17 protein-coding genes and 5 pseudogenes are annotated in these 21591 nt (G+C 57.8%); 13 read left to right on the top strand and 9 right to left on the bottom strand.

Annotated elements, in window-relative coordinates; genetic code table 11:
- Positions 1-12 precede the first annotated feature (12 nt).
- Positions 13-776, bottom strand: a pseudogene (locus AS026_RS39745) (IS5 family transposase).
- A 156-nt stretch (positions 777-932) separates the two neighbouring features.
- On the opposite strand from AS026_RS39745, the gene AS026_RS11900 reads away from it, so the two are divergent.
- The 3 genes from AS026_RS11900 (at position 933) to AS026_RS11895 (ending at position 4309) form a co-directional block, all read left to right on the top strand.
- Entirely contained in the window at positions 933-3173 is a 2241-nt protein-coding gene (locus AS026_RS11900; RefSeq protein WP_245307436.1) for an AAA family ATPase, read from the top strand.
- 7 nt (positions 3174-3180) lie between these two features.
- Positions 3181-3435, top strand: a complete 255-nt coding sequence (locus tag AS026_RS43265; protein WP_245307434.1) for a hypothetical protein — start codon at positions 3181-3183, stop codon at positions 3433-3435.
- A gap of 103 nt (positions 3436-3538) precedes the next feature.
- Positions 3539-4309 carry a DUF5677 domain-containing protein gene (locus AS026_RS11895; RefSeq protein WP_028749239.1) on the top strand — a complete coding sequence of 257 codons (771 nt, stop codon included), beginning with the start codon at positions 3539-3541 and terminating at the stop codon, positions 4307-4309.
- Here AS026_RS11895 and scpB read toward each other — a convergent pair.
- The 4 genes and pseudogenes from scpB to AS026_RS11870 form a co-directional block, all read right to left on the bottom strand.
- Positions 4296-5123: pseudogene (gene scpB, locus AS026_RS11890) on the bottom strand (SMC-Scp complex subunit ScpB). The gene AS026_RS11895 and the pseudogene scpB overlap by 14 nt on opposite strands.
- A gap of 207 nt (positions 5124-5330) precedes the next feature.
- The gene (locus AS026_RS11885; protein ID WP_028749240.1) at positions 5331-5768 is read right to left on the bottom strand and encodes a hypothetical protein; all 438 of its coding nucleotides are present in this window, start codon (positions 5766-5768) and stop codon (positions 5331-5333) included.
- 121 nt (positions 5769-5889) lie between these two features.
- On the bottom strand, positions 5890-6441 hold the full coding sequence (locus AS026_RS11880; RefSeq protein ID WP_131815309.1) for a hypothetical protein: 552 nt from the start codon (positions 6439-6441) through the stop codon (positions 5890-5892).
- Positions 6442-7393: 952 nt separating this feature from the next.
- Positions 7394-7699, bottom strand: a pseudogene (locus AS026_RS11870) (hypothetical protein); the annotation flags it as partial.
- A 796-nt stretch (positions 7700-8495) separates the two neighbouring features.
- Here AS026_RS11870 and AS026_RS41685 point away from each other — a divergent pair.
- The 4 genes and pseudogenes from AS026_RS41685 to AS026_RS43260 form a co-directional block, all read left to right on the top strand.
- Positions 8496-8684 carry a hypothetical protein gene (locus tag AS026_RS41685; protein ID WP_131815307.1) on the top strand — a complete coding sequence of 63 codons (189 nt, stop codon included), beginning with the start codon at positions 8496-8498 and terminating at the stop codon, positions 8682-8684.
- Positions 8685-8712: 28 nt separating this feature from the next.
- On the top strand, positions 8713-9225 hold the full coding sequence (locus AS026_RS11860; protein WP_028749243.1) for a hypothetical protein: 513 nt from the start codon (positions 8713-8715) through the stop codon (positions 9223-9225).
- Between the two features lie 257 nt (positions 9226-9482).
- A pseudogene (locus AS026_RS11855) lies at positions 9483-9854 on the top strand (helix-turn-helix domain-containing protein); the annotation flags it as partial.
- Positions 9854-10008 (top strand): annotated as a pseudogene (locus AS026_RS43260) (recombinase family protein); the annotation flags it as partial. The pseudogenes AS026_RS11855 and AS026_RS43260, both read left to right, overlap by 1 nt.
- Positions 10009-10120: 112 nt before the next feature.
- Here AS026_RS43260 and AS026_RS11850 read toward each other — a convergent pair.
- From AS026_RS11850 to AS026_RS11840, 3 genes are read right to left on the bottom strand one after another with little or no spacing between them, the layout of a single operon-like run.
- Positions 10121-11212, bottom strand: coding sequence for an amino acid ABC transporter permease (locus tag AS026_RS11850; protein WP_063805921.1), 1092 nt, complete (start codon positions 11210-11212; stop codon positions 10121-10123).
- Positions 11213-11232: 20 nt separating this feature from the next.
- Positions 11233-12408: an ABC transporter permease subunit gene (locus AS026_RS11845; RefSeq protein ID WP_062369706.1), complete on the bottom strand. Its 1176-nt coding sequence runs from the start codon at positions 12406-12408 to the stop codon at positions 11233-11235.
- Between the two features lie 16 nt (positions 12409-12424).
- A complete protein-coding gene (locus tag AS026_RS11840) occupies positions 12425-13453 on the bottom strand; it encodes an amino acid ABC transporter substrate-binding protein (protein WP_028749246.1) in 1029 nt (342 codons plus the stop codon).
- A 398-nt stretch (positions 13454-13851) separates the two neighbouring features.
- Here AS026_RS11840 and AS026_RS11835 point away from each other — a divergent pair, with 398 nt between their 5' ends.
- The gene (locus AS026_RS11835; RefSeq protein ID WP_037076255.1) at positions 13852-15156 is read left to right on the top strand and encodes an FAD-dependent oxidoreductase; all 1305 of its coding nucleotides are present in this window, start codon (positions 13852-13854) and stop codon (positions 15154-15156) included.
- A gap of 2 nt (positions 15157-15158) precedes the next feature.
- On the opposite strand, the gene AS026_RS11830 is transcribed toward AS026_RS11835, so the two are convergent.
- Positions 15159-16079: a LysR family transcriptional regulator gene (locus tag AS026_RS11830; RefSeq protein ID WP_051321189.1), complete on the bottom strand. Its 921-nt coding sequence runs from the start codon at positions 16077-16079 to the stop codon at positions 15159-15161.
- A 106-nt stretch (positions 16080-16185) separates the two neighbouring features.
- Between AS026_RS11830 and AS026_RS11825 the strand changes: the two genes are divergently transcribed.
- From AS026_RS11825 to AS026_RS11805, 5 genes are all read left to right on the top strand, one after another.
- Entirely contained in the window at positions 16186-17493 is a 1308-nt protein-coding gene (locus AS026_RS11825) for a chorismate-binding protein (protein ID WP_028749247.1), read from the top strand.
- A gap of 9 nt (positions 17494-17502) precedes the next feature.
- Positions 17503-18273 (top strand): amino acid ABC transporter ATP-binding protein, encoded by a 771-nt coding sequence (locus AS026_RS11820; RefSeq protein ID WP_037076263.1) that lies wholly within the window; start codon positions 17503-17505, stop codon positions 18271-18273.
- Between the two features lie 23 nt (positions 18274-18296).
- Positions 18297-19097 (top strand): shikimate dehydrogenase family protein, encoded by an 801-nt coding sequence (locus AS026_RS11815; protein ID WP_028749249.1) that lies wholly within the window; start codon positions 18297-18299, stop codon positions 19095-19097.
- 350 nt (positions 19098-19447) lie between these two features.
- The gene (locus AS026_RS11810; protein WP_028749250.1) at positions 19448-20473 is read left to right on the top strand and encodes an amino acid ABC transporter substrate-binding protein; all 1026 of its coding nucleotides are present in this window, start codon (positions 19448-19450) and stop codon (positions 20471-20473) included.
- 19 nt (positions 20474-20492) lie between these two features.
- On the top strand, positions 20493-21590 hold the full coding sequence (locus AS026_RS11805) for an ABC transporter permease subunit (protein WP_028749251.1): 1098 nt from the start codon (positions 20493-20495) through the stop codon (positions 21588-21590).
- The last annotated feature ends 1 nt before the right edge of the window (position 21591 follow it).

The raw sequence follows: 21591 nt of genomic DNA, 5'->3' as shown, positions 1-21591 counted from the left end.
TACGGCGTCGACTCATAAACTCTGGCACCATATTCTTGTTGCGACGAGCTTTACAGCGGCGAGGTAGTTTTCCGGGCGCTTGTCATATCGGGTTGCGATGCCTCGGAACTGCTTGATCCTGTTGAAGAACCGTTCCACGAGATTACGTTGCCGATAGACCCAGCGCGAAAATACGAAAGAGCCCTTGCGATTACTCTTCGGCGGGATGTTGGCCCAGGCCTTTCTCTCGGCGGCCTTTGCCCGTATGGCATTCGTGTCATAACCCTTGTCGGCCAGCAGGATGTCCCCCTCGCCAAGCTCATCCGTCAGCGCGTCGGCTTCGGCACAATCGGCGATCTGTCCACCAGTCAGACGCAGATTGACCGGGCGACCTTCGGCATCGACGAGCGCATGGATTTTGCTCGTAAGGCCGCCGCGGGAACGTCCCATGCCACCATCGTCTCCATCCCTTTTTTTCCCGTGGCCGCGTGCTGGTGAACGCGGACACAGGTCGAGTCGATCATGACGATGTCGCCATCGTAGGCCTTGGACACCGCTTCAAGAAGCCGATCCCATACCCCGGCTTTGCGCCAGCGGACGAAGCGGTTGTAACAGGTCGTCGGCGGGCCATAGCGTTCCGGAACTTCCGCCCAAGGCGAGCCCGTTCGAAACCGCCAGAGGATGCCATTCAGTACCCGCCGATCATCAACGCGGGCAACGCCGCGTGGCTTGTTGGGTAACAACGGCGATATAATCGACCATTCGTGGTCAGTCAGTTCGTAGCGACGACGTGTCATCAAATGCTTCCCTATTTCGAAGCCTTGAATCACGCCGGTCGATAAATGCCAAGAAATTTTATGAGTTTACGCTGTAGTAAAGCTCTAATCATGCACCAGCCTGTCTCGCCGAAATCCGTGCTGCAAACGATACTGGACTGGTCGCAGAGCCGGCCGATGTGGCAGCGGGACGCTCTTCGCCGCATCGTGACCGGAGGAACGCTGGACCCGGCTTCGCTTGGCGAGGTCCTCGCTCTATGTAAGAAGGAGCACGGCGAGCCAGGTGTTCTGCTGGCCGCCTCGGCGCTCGAAGCCCAACATTTGCCCGCCAACCCCGGGAATGGTGCGGCCATCACGCTCGTTTCCCTCGGCGATATCGTGGGGGTCAATCAGTTGGCGCCCAAGCAAACCCTTCCGTTCGAGCAGCGGGGTTTGACAATCATCTACGGACCGAACGGAGCCGGCAAATCTGGATACGGCCGCGTTCTCAAGCGCGCTTGCCGGGCTCGCAAAGCCGGCGAAATCATGCCGGACGCGTTTTCCCTTACCTTTGGCGGGAAGGCCACCGCCACCTTCACGATCGCGCGCGAGGGGGTGGCGCAGCCGGCCCTTTCGTGGGAGGACAATGCAAATCCTGACCCGGTGCTTTCCGCAGTGAGCGTGTTTGACCGTGAATGTGGGGCAGTCCATATCCAGGACAAGAACGAAGTTGCCTTTCGACCCTTCGGTCTCGACATTCCCGACGACCTTGCCGCCGTCTGCACGAAGATCAAGGCGTTGCTCCAGGCCGAAGAAGGCCAGCTCAAGGCCCTCCGAAATCCCGTCTTCGACAAGCCGACCTGGCAGGCAACCACAGCCGTCGGGCGCATCATGTCCGGCCTGAAGCACAGCACGAAGCTGGACGCCATGACGCCCCTCGCCGTCATGGCTGATGGGGAGAGAGCACGCCTCCAGCAGCTTGTGGAGGACCTGGCAAAAAATCCTGTGGAGGCGGCCGCCGAGCAGCGCCAGTTTGCCGATGGCATTGGCAGGATCCTGCGCTACCTGAAGAAAATCGTTGATGCCTATTCTGACGAAGCCCTAGCCGCACTGAAAATCCTGGCGGACGATGCACGAGCCAAGCGTTCGGCAGCAACCCTCGCGGCGACAATCGCATTTAAAGATGCCACGTTCCCCGGCGTCGGCGCTGAGGCATGGCGATCGCTTTGGGAAGCATCGCGGCATTATTCCCAGCACATTGAGCAGCAGTTTCCGGCTGTGGAAGGAGAGCACTGCGTCTTGTGCCATCAGCCGTTAACGGCTGAGACCGAAAAGCAGGCCACCGCGGCAGAGAAGGACTACGACACCGCGCTCAAGGAGTTCCGGGGTCGCCGGCCCGACATACGGCTGATCGGCGAAATCCGCCGGCGCATTGCCATTCAGCATCCCGCCGTCGCGGCCGCCGTGCTGCGTTTCATGGCGTCGGCCGATATGCGCAGGCTTCAGTGTCTCAGGGATGTGGCCAGCAACGGCGCGATGGTCTTGTCGCCACAGGTTGCCCTTCCCGAAACGGATCTGATCGCCCTTGAAAATGATGTTCGCGCATATGCCGGCCAGCTGGAGGCTGCCGCCGATATCGAAGGCCGCAAGGTCCTTCAGGCTGAGCTCGACGAACTCAAGGGCCGGGCTGCCGCGACGGATCTTTATGAAATAGCCACCAAGGAGGTGGACCGCCTCGTCAAGCTGGAGCGCATCGCAAAATGCCTTGCGCAGACATCCACGACTCCGATCACGAAACTCGGTAATGAGCTTGCCGATGACATCATCACGCCGCGGATGCGCGACCGTTTTCAGAGTGAGATTGTCAGACTTGCGGCAGAAAAGGTCCGTGTCGAAGTGGTACGTTCGGGCGGCCAGTACGGCTCGCCGAACTACCAAATTCGGCTGTTCGCGAACGCCAAGACGAAGGTCCACCTGGTGCTTAGCGAAGGCGAACAGACTTGCGTAGCGCTGGCAGCTTTTCTTACCGAGTTGGCAACAGCAACCCATAAGTCTGCGCTCATCTTCGATGACCCGGTTACGTCGCTCGATCACCGCTGGCGCAGGAAAGTCGCACAAAGGCTCGTCGAAGAGGCGAAGGAGCGCCAAATCATTGTATTTACCCACGATCTCGTCTTTGTGAACGATCTGAACGACAGCGCCTATCGGCAGACAATTCCGACCCGGCTGGCAAATCTATCGCGCGGTCCGGACGGCACGGGTATAGTGGGCGATGGCCTTCCGTGGGACCATGCGGGCGTTAAAGCCAGAGTGGATAGGCTTGAGAAAGATCAACGGGCGGCAAAGGCTCTTTACGATGCCAATGACGAAGAAGGGTATCGCAGCTCCAGCCGTGAGGTTATATGGCTTCCTGCGGGCGACATGGGAGCGGGCGCTTGAGGAGATCGTGTTTGCCGGCGTGTTAATCCGGCATCGGGATTACATCGACACCAAGAATCTCAAGAAGGTATCCGCGCTTGAGGAGGCCGATGCGGAAACTTTCCGGGCGGCATTCAAGAAGTGTAGCGATATTATCGAGGCCCATGATGCGTCGCGTGTCAGAAACGAGGAGCCGCCGCCACCCTCAGAGATTCTCACCGATATCAAGACTCTGACGGACTGGGCGGAATCGTTGCGTACGCGTCAGAAGGCCATTGTATAACAACGGACGTCTTTCAGACCGGCGACAAGTCCGGTGCGCCGCAATTTCTTGGGGAGTGACTTCGGTCCGCGGAAGTCCTGAAGGCGCAAAGCAAGGAGCGTGAATGCCAATTCGGCCAGCATGGCGAAAATGGTTTGCCGATTTCGCCGAGGCGACGGATTATCTTCAGATAACAAAGGTCTCCCTCGAATTTTCCGATAATGCAGACGTAAAATCGGTCGTTTTAGCTCTTTATGCCCGACTGCTCAGCGAACTGATTACGGGACTGCTGCTAGCAGACGCCAAGCGGGACATTGCATTTCGCAGCACGTGTCGGAGCGTTATCGAGTGCTCCTTACATCTCGAAATGGCGGAGAGCGATCCGACCTACCTTAAGCGCCTTAAGGAAGATGATGACACGAGCAGGCGATCGCGCGCCATTCGGTTCCGCACGAAAAACCCCAATCTGGCCAAGGAGTCAGACAAGACGCTGAGCGACTTCATCAAGAAAGTCCCTGCGAAGAGCAAAAAACTGCAGCTTTCGGAGCATGCTTCCGTCCTGCCGAGGCTCACCCACGTTTATCGAGAGCTTTCCGCAGATACCTTGCATGTCTCGCTCACCTCAATCGACCGTCACCTGATGCTTGGTCGCAACAACGTCAACCGACTGCGGATCGAGCCTAAAGTCGATACCGAGGATATGGAGGATGCAGCCTCCGTCATGGCGCTTGCCCTTCTGAACGCGACACGCGTGCTGCTAAGCGTGGTGCCGGAAATCAAGTCGGCGAAGGGCTTTCATATACTTCAAAGACGCTACGTATCTCTTTTCCGACAGGGGTTGCCGAAGCTGAAGAAAGCCGCGACATCATCTGATGAACAAGCTAAAGATAAATGACAATAATGATCGCTGCTGCGGCCTGAACTTCCACTGACCAGTGCGATAGCCCCTTCGGGCGCCAACGAGCTTTTCGATGACGTTCCACCGTATCTCTCCTCGAAGCGTCCGAGCCAGACCATTCATTCGATAGACAACGATTCCTCGTCCTCCTCGACATGGCTCCCGGCGGGCCGGTAGCCCCATCGAGCGTGCTAAGCAGCGCGGCGTCCTCCAGCCGCTCGAGGTCGGGAAGGTCGCGTAGCATCTCCATCCCGAATGTGGATAGAAAATGCTTCGTCGTCACATAGGTGTAGGACGCGCCTGGTGTGGGGCTGTGCCGGCCGGAGCCGAGCAAGCCGGCGTCGCGCATGGCGACCGTGTCGCTGCTGACCTCCTTGTCGAACAGATCTGACAGGTCACCGCGCGTCACCGGCTGAAGATAGGCAATCGCCGCCAAGACCGCAGCCTCGTGTTCCGAACAGAGAGGCTGATGACGAACGCGTCGGTGCTGTCACACCCGGATTGCGGAGGCATAAGCCGAACGGCTTCGATGCTGCCAGCCGCCGGCGACTGCGACAATATCGTAACGCCGATCGCGCAATTCATCCCGGAGGTCGTCGATCAAGAGCTCGATGCTGCAGTTTTGGTCGACCGCGCGCGCCAGAACCTCGCGGCTGACCCGCTCGGCGGCGGCGAAGATCACCGCCTCGACCCTGAGTATCCACTCGCGCCAGCGCAACTCCGGTGGCAGCTCCTCGAGCTCGCGATCAAACAGGACGGCGTCCTGAGGACTGTTTTTGGGGTTGCGGCGTAGCTGCGTTGTCGCGTTCATGCCAGCGGCCTCACAATCCAAACATCCGAAACGAGGTGCGGCCGAAAAATTCACGCACCGGCGTTAAGAATGGCGAAGAGACCGCTTCTGGGTCAAACTCACCAAGGCTTGCGGGCTTTGAAAAGGCACCCTCCCCTCGCCTCTTTGGGCGAGAGCCATCGACAAGTCGGGCCGGGCTAATGCCCGGCCCCACGTTCCCCGAGCGGTTCAGTGCCAGCCGTTCGTGTCAGGTTTCGGCAGCGGCACCATACGTACGGAATACTTGCAGGTTGCCCAGCCGCGGCCGGTAGCGTGGCCGTTGGGAGATCGGGCATGCGCCTGGAGAGAAATGTTGGTCGGCTGCGGCAGGCCGGGAATGACCTCGATAGCATCGCCGAACTGCACCCGGCACTCGGTTTCGGAGCCGTTGGCCGAGACCAGCCCACCCTTGGTCGTTTCCTTCGCCAGCACGTAACCGGCAGGCGCCTGAACACGCTGCCATTCGCTGTCGCATGCCTTGCGCCGGCCATCGAGGCCAGTCGCGTCCGTGGTGCACTGTGCGGTGACCGCAACATCCTGCGGGGCCGCGTTCACGGCAGCGTAGGCGGCGAAGCCGGCGCAAAGCGTCAGGCCGCTCACCGCCGAAATCAAAAGGATTTTCGACATGGGTTGCTCCTTCGATAGATTAGCAGGAAGGGTTGCCTTCATGCGCTCGAACCTTGTTCGAACAGGAGCTGTTTTGCTCTTTCTGGCGACGACGCGCAGGAGTTTGCGGAAATAATTGCCGCTACTTGATTGCGTCGAGCAATGCGCGTCCGTCTGCGCCGATGCGATGTGAGCCCGCGATCGTCGGCGCAACGGCATCGTTCGCCACGAGGAGCCTGTGTTTCTGGTAAGATGTGAAATAGAGGCACGCCTGGCGGCTGTTGGCGAGTTCAATACCGTCTTGCTCGCCGCCGCGATCAACTGATAGCAGGCCACAATGATCGGCCTGTAAAGAGCGCGTTCGCAGGGTTCGGGCGGTTACCGGCTCCGGCGTGCTCTCAACCAGAAAAGGATAAAACTCGACAGCGCGCACGAAATCAGCATCGCGTTCCTGCAGAAATATCGCGAACGTCACCAGGAACCGCCTGTAATTGTCAGAGATCGGTCTTCCATAGCACGTCTTCCATCGGATATTGCCCGCTCGATAGTTCAGGGGGCACGCGTTGATGCGGTCAATATCGGCGGAGGAAAAGCGTTGCCGGTCTTCTGTCCGGGTGATGTGAGGAACTGCTTGACGCCCCATCTCATCGGGTCGAAAGAAAACCGGCAGGTAACAGGTATCACGAAGTGACATGTTTGATCCTCCACCCGCACGATCTGCCAGTGCCAGTGTCAATTTTGAGATCGACCGCGCTTCTCGAACACGGATGACGACCTGTATGTCGCGACGGACGAACAGGCGACAGAACTCCTCGTCGATTGAGTTCCGCTCGGCCGGCTGTGACCTCATCGCTCAGAAGCGCTGTTCTTCCCGTCGCACTGCCGTCCAGCCTCCCCAGATCGACGCCGGCGCCGCGCTCAATATCGTCAGAGCTCGTTAGCTGGTGCGATCCTTCAGCCACCAGTTCGATAGAATCGCGGAGCTGACGCAGAAGAATGCGCATTTTCGCTCACGCAGGGAGTAGCACAAGGAAACCAGCGCCGAGCCCGGATAGCGGGTTTGGATTGCTCTCGACAATGGCGCTTGCTATCTCGCTGCACACGATCGATTGGCAAGGTAGGGGAGTAGCCATGAATTCGCGAGTAGACATAGCAGAGTGGGTAATCGCGCGATGGAAGGCGCGAGGGATTCGCATCGATCAAGATCCGGGTTTTATGAATTTGGTCGCACTTTGGACCGGTGGGACGATTGATTCCGATGAAATGCGGCGCCGATATGCAGCGCTCCAGCGCGAGCGACGCCACCGGAGCGACGTCGAGCGTTGAGGCAGATCCGCGCGAAAAAAGGCGACAACCGGCTTATCCTTCGGGAGCCTGCCTCTCGGCATGCTGGGTTCTTTATTTTGGCGCCTCGCCTGAAAAGCGACCGAGCAATCAAGCCACGTCGATCGTCTCGATAATCTCATAGCGGCGGACGATGGCGCCCACGCCGTCATTGAGCAAGGCCAGGATCGCTGCCTCCGTCATGGGGATCGTTTCGATCCGTTCAAGGCAAATGGCCGTGGAGCCAGGTTCATCGTCTTGCGCGATCTGGTCGCGCACCTCCAGCAATCGCGTCGGGCTAATTCCACGTCTTCGAAAAACTGTAGCAGCACATCCTTCTTCCGGCGAAGAAGCTTCAGATGACGGGCCATGTCGCGCACCGCCCAAAGCGGCGGCATGTCGCTTTCATTGAGAACTTTGTTCATGCTGTAGAGGTCCTCGGCTGTGAATCCTGGCCAGCGGAAGTGCACAGCGGCCCAATGCACGAACTTGCGGTTCATGGCGCCGGTCGCCGTCAATCCTATGCCGCCCTCATCGTCAGCATAGGCAACCGAAAGAAGCATGCCGCGAAGAAGTGGTGACAGCGCGGCGATGTCGACGTCACCTTGCAGGTTGATTTCCGGAAGCATCGTGCGGCTTTGATCCCCAACTGCGCCATGCAAGCGCCAGCGAGTATCGAGCGGTAAAAGAACAATTGCTAGTGAGAAAGCTAAAGCCGAAGGGGAATGTTATCACCCGCCCCCGCTCCGCCCTTTCAACCCGGCCCAGCCGGCCGGATCGGGGGCTGATCATCAGCGCCAGTGTCGCGTTTCTAACTGGCTGACAATGTCGCGCCTCTAGTCACCTGGAACTAAAGTAAGCTTCATTTTGTTTGCTGTAGACGGCTGCTTCGACAGAAGCCGTTGACCTCCCGTTCCTCGATAATGTCCCCGTGCATGTAGCCGCGGAACTGTGTGAGTGTGTAGGCGCGATGGCGGTTCATGGCTCAACCTTTAAGAAGAAGCCCATCGGCGCTGAGGGGTGGGTTGTCATGAGACAGCGCGGGTTCGAAATCCTCGCACCATATGCCGATGCGGTCGATCGCTACGCCAGAAAGCTCGCCGACGACGCGCTCCCGCGCACCAAGGGGATCACTGGGAAGAACATTTATGGACCGACCTACCGTGAACTTGGAAGGATTCTCAAGCATTCGGACTTCAACAGGTTTAGGGAAATCCTGCGTAATGTGAGCGCCGAACGGCTTCCGCTAGGCCCGCGTGACAACATCTTCGGAGCCCTGCCTACAAGGAAGTGGCATTCCATTTATAGTGCCTCTATCGAATACGACATGTCGCCCTCTATGATGGACAGGCTCCTGCGACAGTCGTCCGGCGGCGAGTTGCCTACAGTGGATCGCTTATCGGTGCGGTACAGTTGGCGGAATTCATGTCGAAGTACCGTTCCGCTCACTATGCCGAGGAGGCGCGTCCGCATTTGGCTCTTCCCGTGCATTGCTGGGAGACGCTGATCGGAAAGCACATTCTCAAGCCGTTTATGAAGAAGTCCGAGAGGAAGGATATCACCGCTTTTTGCTGCCCAGAATGCGGACGCTATGATGGTACGGCTATCTGGTAGGAATACAACCGAATCGAGGATAGAGGGTATGGTTGATATCCTTCGCGCCAGAAAGGTAGCGGGCGCAACATTTGAGGAGATCCTGGACCTCCTTCTGGATGGCCGACTTGAGCGGGTTAGCCGCGCGGAAAAAGCATCCGGCTTCCGCTCGCTCACAGTGGATCCCGCCGAGATTCGCATGGCCTTGGCGTCGCGGCCCGCGAACGTAGTCGCTGCGGAGAGAGCAATCTTCCCCTTTACATTTCGGCCACTGGCTAAACTGGAGCTCCTCGTGGCCAGCGGCTTGGTTTCTCTCGCTGCCAACGAAACGCTTCCGCCCAGCCGGGGCACAAAGCTCATGACATGGAGCGTCGAGCTCTTCAAAGAGCGCTATTGGACGCTGATAACGGTCGCTAGACAGCTTTGCACTGATTGGAACGTCCTGCGCCGTGAATTCGACGACTTGGGTATCCTACCGGTCATCAGCAGCTCCAACTCACGGGAAGCTTTCTACGATATCGAGGAAGTTAAGCGCCACGAAAACGGCGCGCTCCTGCGGTAGTCCTTAGCGTCATCGACCGCCGTTCAAACAGCCCTTTCGGTTCCCAACCGAGAGGGCTTTTTTGTTGCGTTCTCCCAGAGGGCGAACCTGGCCAGAAATGCCTTCAAGGGCACCTTTTTTTGTTGAGTTGGCAGAATGCCGTTGCGCACAGGCGATTAGGCGTGCGCGGCGTTTAAAATTTCCCGATGATTTCAATGGCGCCTTTTTGACGCTCGGCAAGATGGGGGTGCGTATATCAATGACCTGGGAGATTGCGGATGGGACTGATAGCGATGAGCGAGCGTGATGTGCAGCGGATCGAGATTTTGTCGAGGGTGATTGCCGGCCGCATGACGCTGGTGTCGGCGGCGCATGTGCTTGATCTGAGCACGCGTCAGGTGCGTCGTCTGCTGGAGCGGATCAAGACTGACGGCGCAGCGTCGATAAGGCCTAAGGCGATCGGCCGGCCGTCGAACAACCGGATCAGTGATGGTGTGCGCCATTACGCGGTGACGCTGGTTGGCGAACGCTATGCAGACTTCGGCCCGCCGGCCGCCGAGAAGCGAGATGGATTGCGCGTGTCGCGCGAGACGTTGCGCAGCTTGATGGTTGATGCCGGACTGTGGCTGTCGCGCAAGCAGCGCCGAACGTCAGAGCGCTGGCCAAAATGGGAGTCCGCGTCTATTGCCGTTCACTTGGCGGCGCCGATCTCACCAGTTCGGCCGGCACGATGACCATGAACGTGCTGAATGCCCCGTCGCACAGTTCGAGCGGGATCTGTGGCTGCCGCCAAGAAGTTCGGGACCAGTCGGCAGACGACTCATGCGTGCGATGAACGTTCAGGCTCAGTTCGGCCTTATAGTGTTTACCGGAGAACAGTACCTGTTCTACCACATCGGCCCTGCTTCACACGGTATTATGCCTTTGGCCCCAACCGGTATCGATCTGCATGCTTCTCGATCCGCGTTCCAATGGCGGACAAGCCAAAGCATAAGGCGAAGTAGACCGCACCGGCGAATACATATCCTTCCCACAGGACGTTACCCCATGCGACATCCGCCATCGCAAGCTGCGTTGACCCCAAGAAATCATGCATACCGACGATGATGATAAGAGACGTGTCCTTGATGAGGGCGATGAGCGTGTTGACCAAACCAGGCAAAGCCACGATGAGTGCTTGCGGGAAGACGACAAGCTTCTCACCGTTCCATCGTGAAAGGCCCAAGGCGTAGATGGCCTCGCGGCTTCCGCGCGGTACAGAATCGAGCCCGGCTCTGATCGACTCCGCCATGTAGGACGATGTGTACAAGCAAATGCCCACGAGAACGCGCATGAACATATTGGCTTCGGCTCCTCCCGGTAGAAACAAAGGGAGAAGGATGACCGCAATAAAAAGAATGGCGATGAGAGGAAGGCCGCGCATGAATTCGACGTAGAAGGAACAGACCGCACGTATCAGGGTGCGGTCCGACCGCCTTCCCAGCGCCAATAATCCCCCGAAAACGAACGATACTCCCATACCGATGGCGAACAGCAGGAGCGTGATCGAAAGACCGCCCCACTTCTCAACCGGGATAGCATTCATCCCCGGAAAATTGCCGCCGAAGAGATTGAAGCTGACACCTGTGGTGACGAGGTATGCGGCGATTGCCGCCATAACCTGGTAACGTTTCGCGAGCAGAAATGCCGCAACACAGCCTGCAAAAAGCGCTGCCAACGACAAATTGACCTGCCACCAGTCCGCCCTCGGATAGAAGCCGTAGATCAACTGTCCGAATTTTTCGGAAATGAATATCCAGCATGCGCCCTCACGGCGACAATCCTCTGGCGTGCTACCGATGAAATCGGCGTCCAGTAACGCCCACTTCAGAAACGGCACAACGAGGCCGAGAAAAACAGCAAGGGCAAAGAGCGTCGCGACGGTGCTGTTGCGGTCGATGAACATTCTTCGAAGGGTGTCACCCGCTGATAAGGGAAACCGCGCGCCCGTCGAAAATTGCCTGGACATCGGTGCTTCTTTCGATTTGATCATCGCCGCGCCCCCTGGGCGTTAAGGACTTTGGAATAGGCGTGCATCGATGCGGCGCACATGAGGCTGATGCTTAAGTAGACAGCCGTTACGATGGTCAGGCATTCAATCGCTTGTCCCGTCTGCGTCAGCACGGTCTTTCCGAAAATGAGCATCAGATCGGGGAATGCGATGGAGGCTACGATCGCGGTCTGCTTGATCATGTTGACGTACTGATTGGTCAGGGGTGGGATCACCATCCGAACAGCCTGCGGAATGATGATCCGCCTCGATATGACTCTCTTGTCAAGGCCAAGCGCCTGCCCAGCCTCCGTCTGGCCCCGGTCTATGTTCAGGATGGCGCCCCTCAAGAGCTCGGCGATAAAGGCAGAGGAATAGATCGACATGGCGACGAGCACAGCCATCAGTTCCGGGATAACGAGCAGACCACCGCGGATCCCAAGCCCTGCGGGCACCGGCAGATCCCATGAGCGCACACCAATCCCGATGACCAGACAAAAAAGTAAAAGACCGGTAGCCAACGCAATGTCCAGCCGAGCGAACATCGCGGTCGGATTGCGGCTGGCGACATGACGCGCATACATTAGGGGCACTGCGGCGGCCACAGCGGCGACGGCCCATACCCAGAGATCGGCGATCGGCGCGGGCAGGAAGAGTCCCCGATTATTCAGGAAAGCGATGCTTCCTGCCGAAAAGCCCGCGCGAACCCCTGGCAGTGCCGAGAAAACCGCAAAATACCAGAATGACAGGTGCAACAGGACCGGCGTGTTTCTGAAGAGGCTTATATAGGCTGCCGCGAGCTTGGAAGCCGCTGGACTAGCTGACATGCGCAGCGCGACGACGACAAGACCGATCAATGTCCCGAAGATGGCAGCCGCTACCGCCAGGAACAGCGTGTTCGTGATCCCGACGATCAAAGCCATCCAGATTGGGCTGGCCGATGAAAACGGAACAAGGGAGAACGCGATATCGAAACCGGCTGGCCGGCTTAGAAAAGCAAAGCCGGTGGTAATCCCGCGCGTGCTGAGATTACTGAGCGTGGTCGATGTTATGTACCAGCCACCTGCTAACAGGCAGAGCACCAGGATGATCTGGGCGACGAGGCCGCCCAGATCTTTTCCCTTCGACAGATGCCGCACACCAGGTTTCGCGGCTTGGTACTGTTGCGCGGACATATCGATGTTCACTTTGTTACTGGAAGGACGGGGCGATCAGCGCGCCGCCGTCTTTCCACAGGGCATTGAGGGTCTTCTCGCGCGGAATTTGAACCTTGCCTTCGGCACCCAGGTTGCGCTGATAAATCTCGCCGTAATTGCCCGTCGATTTGATCACCTGATATGCCCAATCATTGGGAAGACCAAGCATTTCACCGAAGCCGCCCTCGACGCCCAGCAAGCGACGCACTTCTGCGGAAGCGGCAGGATCAGCCTTCTTCTCGTCCACGTTCTTGGACGTAACGCCGAATTCGTCTGCGGCAATTAGCGCGTATCCCGTCCAACGAACAATATCTGCCCAGTTGTTGTCGCCGTGGCGGACGACAGGACCGTTCAACGACTTCGAAATCGTATTGTCGAGCACGACGAAGTCGTCAGGCTTCTTCAAGGCCGACTTATAGGCAAACAGCGTCGAGCGATCCGACGAGAAGACGTCGCACCGGCCGCTTTCAAATGCGGCGAGCGCCTGATCGCGGGAGTCGAACACGACGGGTTTGTAGGTCATGCCGTTCGACTTGAAATAATCAGCGATGATGACTTCGGTAGAAAGGCCCGTCTGTGTGCAAACGTTGGCGCCGTCCAGATCCTTGCCGGATTTTGCGCCAAGCGACTTCGCAACCATCAAGGCGTGACCGTCATAGAACATGACGATCGGAAAATCGAGGCCGAGGCTAGCGTCGCGGCTGAAGGTATCGGTGACGGAACGGGAAAGAAGATCAACTTGCCCCGATTGCAATTGCGGGAAACGAGCCGACGGTGTCGCGGGAAGGAATTTCACCTTCGTAGCGTCGCCTAGAGCTGCCGCAGCCACGGCGTGGCAGAAATCAACATCGAAACCAGAGTACTTGCCGGTGGCATCTGGCGAAAAGAAGCCGGCAAAATTTTCACCCACTCCACAGAACAACTCGCCTCGAGCCTTCACCTGCGAGAGCGTGCCATCTGCGAATGCAATTCCACTCCAGGATGCTGCGAGTCCCATCGCCGCAGCAATTAGCTTGATCTTCATAGCGTTCACCCTTTCAAAATCCCGAAACTCGCGTTCGGCGCGGTTTTCACATCAGCATTTCTGGTTAGTTACGTCACTGACAAAAACAATGTTGCTATATGCCCTGATGACATACCGTTCCAGCGGCCGAAGGTTCGGGCGATCGGGTCCACTTCGTCTTGACCATTCAGAAAAGACGAAAGGAATCCCTTCACAATACCTGAGGGATTGACTTTCCGGGGTCGTGTTCTTGCTGCCCTTTGGATCAATGACTGACGCCCACGAAAAAATTCTTGGCCAAGTATATAGCTTCAAGACATTATCCACGCCGCTTTTGGAAATAGCCCGCCAAACGTGTTTCGGCACAAAACGGCTAGGTGAGCGCCCCACTGGGCCGCGTCCAACGAGGTCGTAAACCAATGCGCTACGAAGTGACTAGAAGCCGGTACGATCTGAATTACGATGTCGTGGTGGTGGGCGCCGGATCCGCGGGGATAGCTGCGGCAGCCTCCGCTTCGCGTGCCGGTTCGAAAACACTGTTGATCGAGCGCTATGGCTTTGCAGGCGGAGCTGCGACAACCTCATCGGTCCTGGCTTACTGTGGGCTTTATGCAAATAGCGAGGAAGCACGACCAGTGGTCGCCGGCATTGCTACCGAGATCCTTGACGAGCTTCGCAAATTGAGTGTGCCCGCAAATCCCGTCCGACTGAAGACGACTGGAAACTGGATTGTCCCGCTAAACCCGGAAGCGCTTAAGATTGCGCTGGATCGAAGCGTCATGAACGCAGGCGTTGCGGTTTTCTTCCATACGGTCGTTTCGGGCGTCGAAGTCTTCGAGGGTCGGGTGCGTTCGGTCGACGTATCCGGGCATTTCGGCAGAATCCGGATCGCGGCACATGCTTTTGTCGATGCCTCGGGTGAAGGCGATCTCTGCTTCTCTGCTGATCGGGGCCTCTTTGCCCCACAGACAAAGGTGCAGCCAGCATCGTTTCCGATCCGGTTGGGAGGCGTCCGCTCAGATTGGGCTCTGGACCGCAGCCTGTTCAAAACGGCGATAGCAAAGTACAACGCAGCCAGTCCCGCAATTGCCGCCCGCGAGAATGGTGGCGTTCAGTTGAGAATTCCGGGTTCTTGCGAAATATGGTGGATGGCGCTCGACCTGGAAACCGATCCATGCGACGTGGGAGACTTCAGCTTGGCCGAAATGAAGTCGCGGGAATGCGGCTGGCACTTGGTTGAATGCCTGAAGGAGACGGACTCCACCACGTTCAAGGATTGCTATGTTGCCTCGACGGGTCCGCAGATCGGGATCAGGGAAAGCCGCCGGCCGAGAACGCTCGCCAAAGTTGCGGCTCGCGACATCCTCGAGGCATTCGTTCCCGATGATACGGTCGCCCTCGGCGGCTGGCCCATGGAAATTCATCATGCGCCCGGCGTTCAGGAGTACATTCCGGTCGGCGGTGCGGGGTATTTTGGCATACCCATCGGCGCGATCAGGACTCCTATTGAGAACCTGCTGGTGGCGGGTCGCCTAACGGGTGCGGACGATCAGGCCTATGGCTCGATACGGGTGATGGGGACCGCATTCGCGACCGGCCAGGCTGCGGGCGTCGCGGCAGCCATGCTGCGGCCCGAGACAACAAATATCGACTTCGCCAATCTGCGTATGCAACTTGCATCACAGGGTGCGCTTGTTGATCTCGATGAACTCAGGGGCGCCTGAGTTCAGGCATGCAGCCCGTCGAACCACTTACCACTGGCTTCCGCCTCGCTTCGTAGACTATTGCGCAAGAAGCGACCAAACGAAGATAGACCACGTTCGATATGCGTATGCGCGTAAACGCCCATATGGGGCGGCTGTGGCAAGCGGTGGATCGATATGTTGCGGCCGGCGAATCCTGCTGCGGTGAAGCTGTCGACCAGCGCGGACCCTAATCCCACCTCGACCATCTGACATGCCGTCTCGGCGAAGCGCACGATCGTCGTTGGTTCGTAGCGGAGCCCTTTACCACCCAAGTAATTTGCAATGGAACGTCCGTGTGGCGTCGTGCTTTCGAAGCCGATAAGGTCGGTTGAACAAAGATCGGCGAGGTCGTTTCCATCCAACGACCGGACTCCGTTCTTCGCCATTCCGTGCGTTACCGCAACGATCTCTCCCGAGCCGAGGAGCTGCGTTGCGATCGAAGGGTGATCCTGTTGATAGAGGCCCACAACCATCTCCCCCTCGCCAAAGACGAGGTAGTCGGTGAGCTGGGAAACGGAGAGAACATCCAGACGCATAATGAGTTTCGGATAGCGCTTCCTCAGCCGCAACATCGCGCGGGGAACCAGGTTCGCTGCCAAGCTCGGTGATGCGCCGACACGGATGCTCATGTCGTCGCCGACCGACATTCTCTGGATTGAGTCTTGCAGGCTGCGTATGTTGCGAAATACCGTGGCGACCTCACTGAAGATCAGCGCAGCGTGAGCCGTGGGCTGAAGCCGTCCCTTTGACCGCTCGAACAGAGGCACCTTGGCCTGATCCTCAAGGTGGCGCAGGACGCGGCTGACAACCGGCTGCGAAACGTTGAGCATATTCGCTGCCCCGACGACGGAGCCTGTCTCCATAACGGCGTTGAACACCTCGATCTGTCTCAGCGTGAACACGAAAGTAGGCCCTATGAATTGTCTTTAGGACATAGGGTAGAGAAGAAGCGGGCATTGTCAACATGGACGGCCGACCGTACGAGTATTGAAAAATGGAGTTATTACCGTGACAAAAGCATCGCTCAAACGGGTCGTGGAGCACTACCCGCTCAACGCCAGCCAAATCGAAGACCTGCACCACAAAGCCGGACCGTTGAGCAGATTCATTCTGCAACGGTCAGAAGGTGGAGGAACACCGCCGCAGTTCAGCTATTTCGGCCTTGAGGCCTCTCTGATTTCTCAAACTGATGCGGACCGTCTCACCCGCGGATCGCCCGAGGAAACCGGCGACAGTCCGGAATTCGCGAAAGTGCCTTTCAAGGGAGGTGTCTTCGCGTACCTGCCCTACGATGGCGGCGGCACGGAGGGGCCGCAGTTCTGGCTGGTGTCGAAGATGCTGGTAATCGACCATGTCAATGCCATCGCCTTCATCGTCGTCAGTGGTGCGGGGGCCAACTCTACAATCTGTCAGGAGATCTTCGACGAGCTCGTCCGGGTACCCAACGCAGTTGCGCGCCCGGCTGCAACCGATGCGATAGAGCGCGCGGAGTGGGCCGTTGACGTCTCGATGGAGGAATATGTTGGCAGGATTGGCGAAATCCAATCCCGCATTGGTCAGGGCGAACTGCAGCAGGCCATTCTTTCGGTTGGACTATCAAAACGAACCAATGCGACCGCGGAGGCTGTCTTCGATGTCATGCGCCAACGCAATTCCTCGCCACACATCTTTCTCGTTCGCGACGAGCACACGACTCTGATTGGCGCGTCGCCGGCGATGCACCTTCGCAAAACCGGATCTTTGCTGACAGTCGAGACGGATGCCGGCACGCGTCGCATCGGCGACACGGAAGAAGCGACGCAGGCAATCATGCAGGAACTTCTGAGTTCTGCAAAAGACCTCGAAGAGCAAAAGATGATCGTCGACGAGACGATCGTCGACCTGAAGGCGATTGCCGCCGATGGTAAAGTCAACATGCCTATCGAACTGGAAGTCCGCAAACTCGGTAGCGTGATGCACCTCTTCACGGTTCTAGAGGCAGAGATCAAGAGCGACCTCAGCCCTCTTGGAGCGGTCCTTTCTTGTTTCCCCCCATCGGCTGTGACCGGCGCTCCAAGACGTGATGCGATCAAGGTTATCAAGGACGTGGAACGTAAGCCGAGGGGTCCGTATGGCGGTGTCGTCGGCATGATCGGTTTCGACGGCTCGGTGGACACGGCGATCATCTTGCGCTCGGCGTGGATCGATGGCGATCAGATTACGATGCGGTGCGGCGGCGGCATCACCCATGCTTCGGTTGCGACCGAGGAGTACAACGAGTGCATGAACAAGGCGCGTTCCATGATCGACTGTGTCCGAGAAGCAGAGGGGCTTTAGGAGGAGACCATGGCCAATATCGGGTCCGCCAGCGCGTCAGTTCCCTCGCAAGCCCAGCCGGTCATACGACTGGAAAATGTCGAAAAGTACTATGGGACGTTCAAAGTACTTGAAGGTGTCAGTTTGAATGTCCGCTCTGGCGAGAAGGTCGTCGTATGCGGTCCCTCAGGTTCAGGTAAGTCAACGCTGATTAGATGCGTCAATGGTCTTGAAGATCACCACGGCGGCCGAATCGTGGTGAATGGAAGCGAGTTGACTGAAGCTTCAAAGGACCAGATCCGGCGAACAGTCGGCATGGTGTTTCAGCAGTTTAACCTGTTCCCCCACCTTACCGTGCTCGAAAACTGTACGCTTTCCCCTATCTGGACGTTGAAGATCCCTCGGAAGCAAGCCGAAGAGCGGGCCTATCGTTATTTGGAAAGGGTGAGGATCGCCGAGCAGGCCCACAAGTATCCCAGCCAGCTCTCCGGCGGCCAGCAGCAGCGCGTGGCGATCGCCAGGGCTCTTTGCATAGAGCCTCAGGTACTTCTGTTCGACGAGCCCACCTCCGCTCTCGATCCGGAGATGGTCAACGAAGTCCTTCAAACCATGCAGGCGCTGGCAGCCGAAGGCCGGACGATGGTCTGCGTGACGCATGAAATGGGCTTTGCTCGTTCGGTCGCGGACAAGATCGTCTTCATGGATCGCGGCGCGATCGGTGAGGCGGCGCCCCCGGACGAGTTCTTCGAAAACCCCAGAAGCGAGCGTCTGAAGAATTTTCTGGGGCAATTGAAACACTAACCGAGGGCCTGCGGGTCAAGGCAATGACACTAGCAATCGATGGCGCGACGCGCCTGTATTTTATCGTGGGCGACCCGATCATCCAGGTTAAGTCACCCGCCGGCATGTCCCATGCCTTCCAGCGTCGGGGGATCAATGCCGCGATGCTCCCCGCGCAGGTAGCGCCTGAGCATCTGACGTCATTCCTTGGGGGGATCGACCATCTTTCAAATTGCGACGGGATCGTCGTCACGGTCCCTCATAAGTTCGCATGCTTCGAGCACTGTGCGACGGTGTCGGACCGCGCGGCTCTCTTGCGTGCCGTAAACGTCATGAGACGAAGCGAAAACGGTCACTGGCATGGCGACATGCTCGATGGGCTGGGTTTTGTGAAAGCCGCCGAAGAAAAAGGCGGCCGTCTGCAGGGCAAAAAGGCGCTCCTGCTTGGTGCAGGCGGGGCGGGATCGGCCATCGCGCTCGCTCTTCTTGACGCGGGCCTTGCGAGTTTGGCGATACACGACCTCGACACGGCCCGGCGCGACGGCTTGATAGAAAAGCTTCGGACCGTCGGACGTGAAATTCATGCAGGCTCACCGAATCCAGAAGGATTCGACGTCGTCGCAAATGCGACACCCGCCGGAATGAAGGGCCATGACTATATGCCGGTGGAGGTTTCCAGGTTCGACGCGAACATGTTCGTTGGATGCGTCGTCACTGAATCCAACAATACCCCGTTGATTGCCGCTGCCCGTGGTACCGGCTGTTCAACCGCCAATGGCATCGATATGTATGCAGCCCTCGAGAACCTCATGGTTGAGTTTTTTCAGGGTGGCTCGAAGCTGTAAGCGCAGACTGCTGTGAGACCCACGCGCCGTGCGTGTCGAACGACATTTCGCACGGTTCGCATCCCGCGAGCGCGTTGCAGGCACGGCCAATTCCTCGATCCCCGGTAATCGGAGACGTCTCGACGACAAGCATAGCTTTGGTCGGCTGAAGCGGCTCGGCAGGAAAGATCGATCCCCATCCTTCACAAAATCCGAATGAAAACCTCAGCTTCTTTGCGATTTTCTTAAAATACTTCTTCTCGTACGGTTTTATTACCTCGTCGCCTCGGCTGTACAGTCAGAGGATGCCTTTGGGAGATATGGCAGACGTGGATCAGCAAAATGCTCCTACTAGAAAAGGGGAACCGACAATGAAAAGGAAATTGAGCTTCATTACAGCCGCATCAATGCCGCTGTTGATCACCGCCATTAACGCCCATGCAGGCGTTACAATCGACAAAATCAAATCACGGGGGGAGTTGTATTGCGGCGGCCAGGCAGAAGGTCTCGGCTTCCATACGCCCGATACCGCCGGGAACTGGAAGGGTTTTGCCGTAGACTATTGCAGGGCACTCGCCACCGCGCTGTTAAATGATCCGGGCAAATACGTCTACAAGCCCATGTCCTTCGTGCAGACCTTTACTGCCTTGCAGACGGGGGAAGTCGACATCATCACCACGAGCACCACCTACACCGTCTCGCGCGATGCCGTCCTCGGGCTGGAGTTTCCTCGAGTCTACTTCTATTCCGGCAATGCGTTCATGGTCAAAAAGAGCGCCAATGTCAGCGGCCCCAAGGATTTGAGCGGCGCAACGATCTGCAACATCACCGGCTCAACCAACGTCTCAAGCGTCGATGACTACTTTCGCAAGAACGGCATGACCTACACGCCGGTCAATTTCGACAAGATCGATGATGCGTTCAACGCATACAAGTCCGACCGATGCGACGCCATAAGCCAGGAGCCGCCCGTTTTGGCGTCCTTCCGCTCATCTCTCGGCAATCCAGATGACAATGTGATCCTGGACACCACAATTTCCAAGGAGCCATTTGCGCCGGTCGTTCTCGAAAAGGATCCCGATTGGGTGAATCTCGTTCGTCAGACGATCAACGCCACGATCACTGCCGAAGAGCTTGGTGTCACTGCCGCCAACGTCGAAGAGATCGCCAAAACCAGTAAGGACCCCGAGGTTCGCCGTCTGCTGGGAGCCGAAGGCGACATCGGCACCAAGATGAGCCTCGCCAATGATTGGGTGGTCAAGGTCGTCAAGGCCGTGGGAAACTATGGCGAGATTTACGATCGGAACCTCGGCGCCCAGTCGGTTCTGAAGATTCCGCGCGGTGTCAATAACCTCTGGTCGAACGGTGGCCTGATCTATTCGCCGCCGTGGCGCTGAGCGCTTGAGGCACGACAACATGCAGTTGACCTCTCCGACATCCGCGCCAATTTCCAAGCCGTTTTGGCAAGCCCATCTGGCCTTGGTGACGATCGCCATTGTCACTATCGTCGCCATGATCGTCATCGCGTCGACAGGGCAACAGAAATTGAGGGAAATCGGGCTGGACATCAGCTTCGACTACCTTTTCGCGACGGCGGGCTTTAGTATCTCGCAGAGCGTCATTCCGCTCCCGCCAGGGTCTACCAACCTGGCGGCGATCGGAGTGGGGTTCGCCAACGCGCTGGCGGTCGCCTTTATGGCGATCGCCGGATCAACGGTCCTGGGTTTGCTGACGGCTCTGGCCAGGCTGTCGGACAATCCACTCGCCGCTCGCATTGGGCGATTCTACGTCAATGTCGTACGCAACGTCCCGCTTATCGTCTTTCTCGTGTTCTTCTACCTCGCGCTGCTTCAACTGCCTGCACCACGCGCAGCAACGGCGACCCTCGGCGGCATCTTCTTTACGAATCGTGGTATCGTCGTGCCGGCGCCAGAATTTTCTTTGCCCTGGCTGGCTGCGGGCGCTCTGTTGCTCACTGCCGCCTTCGGTGCAAGGTTTATAGCATCGCGTCTAAGGTGGCTTTGCCCGACACTGATATGCCTCGGCGTCGCATTGATGATGGGCACGGCCAACTACCAGATACCCGCTTTGTCCGGGTTCAGCATCAAGGGAGGGATCTCGCTCAGCAATGAGTTCGGTGCCTTGCTTTTCGGGATTGCATTCTATTTTGGCGCCGAAATGGCTGAGGTCATCAGGGCAGGCATCCTCTCCGTTCCACGAGTCCAATCGGAAGCGGCCTCGACGCTCGGGTTGGGCAAGGCCGCCGCATTCCGCCTCGTCATTGCTCCACAGGCCTTGAGGCTGGCGATTCCGCCGACGATCAACGTCTATGTAAACATCATCAAGTCGACGCCGCTCGGGGTGGCCGTCGGGTACCCCGAGATTATGACCGTCACATACCAGATCATGCAGAACACGGGGCGAGCCATTGAATCGGTGATCGTGCTTGCCGGGATCTTCATGGCGATAAACGCCCTGTGCTCGCTGCTTCTCAACGCGCTGGACCGGAGGTAGC

Origin of the sequence: Rhizobium altiplani, assembly GCF_001542405.1 — a bacterium.
GTDB lineage: Bacteria > Pseudomonadota > Alphaproteobacteria > Rhizobiales > Rhizobiaceae > Rhizobium > Rhizobium altiplani.
The sequence above is the reverse complement of the archived record's forward strand: the minus strand, read 5'-3'. Positions and strand labels throughout refer to the sequence as shown.

Excerpts from the sequence above, each read along its gene's own strand:
- AS026_RS41685 (WP_131815307.1), top strand. The coding sequence starts at position 8,496 with ATGTCGAAGTACCGTTCCGCTCACTATGCCGAGGAGGCGCGTCCGCAT.
- AS026_RS11895 (WP_028749239.1), top strand. The coding sequence starts at position 3,539 with ATGCCAATTCGGCCAGCATGGCGAAAATGGTTTGCCGATTTCGCCGAG.
- AS026_RS11885 (WP_028749240.1), bottom strand. The coding sequence starts at position 5,768 with ATGTCGAAAATCCTTTTGATTTCGGCGGTGAGCGGCCTGACGCTTTGC.
- AS026_RS11840 (WP_028749246.1), bottom strand. The coding sequence starts at position 13,453 with ATGAAGATCAAGCTAATTGCTGCGGCGATGGGACTCGCAGCATCCTGG.
- AS026_RS11810 (WP_028749250.1), top strand. The coding sequence starts at position 19,448 with ATGAAAAGGAAATTGAGCTTCATTACAGCCGCATCAATGCCGCTGTTG.
- AS026_RS11900 (WP_245307436.1), top strand. The coding sequence starts at position 933 with ATGTGGCAGCGGGACGCTCTTCGCCGCATCGTGACCGGAGGAACGCTG.
- AS026_RS11860 (WP_028749243.1), top strand. The coding sequence starts at position 8,713 with ATGGTTGATATCCTTCGCGCCAGAAAGGTAGCGGGCGCAACATTTGAG.
- AS026_RS11805 (WP_028749251.1), top strand. The coding sequence starts at position 20,493 with ATGCAGTTGACCTCTCCGACATCCGCGCCAATTTCCAAGCCGTTTTGG.
- AS026_RS11820 (WP_037076263.1), top strand. The coding sequence starts at position 17,503 with ATGGCCAATATCGGGTCCGCCAGCGCGTCAGTTCCCTCGCAAGCCCAG.
- AS026_RS11835 (WP_037076255.1), top strand. The coding sequence starts at position 13,852 with ATGCGCTACGAAGTGACTAGAAGCCGGTACGATCTGAATTACGATGTC.
- AS026_RS11850 (WP_063805921.1), bottom strand. The coding sequence starts at position 11,212 with ATGTCCAGGCAATTTTCGACGGGCGCGCGGTTTCCCTTATCAGCGGGT.
- AS026_RS11845 (WP_062369706.1), bottom strand. The coding sequence starts at position 12,408 with ATGTCCGCGCAACAGTACCAAGCCGCGAAACCTGGTGTGCGGCATCTG.
- AS026_RS11880 (WP_131815309.1), bottom strand. The coding sequence starts at position 6,441 with ATGTCACTTCGTGATACCTGTTACCTGCCGGTTTTCTTTCGACCCGAT.
- AS026_RS11815 (WP_028749249.1), top strand. The coding sequence starts at position 18,297 with ATGACACTAGCAATCGATGGCGCGACGCGCCTGTATTTTATCGTGGGC.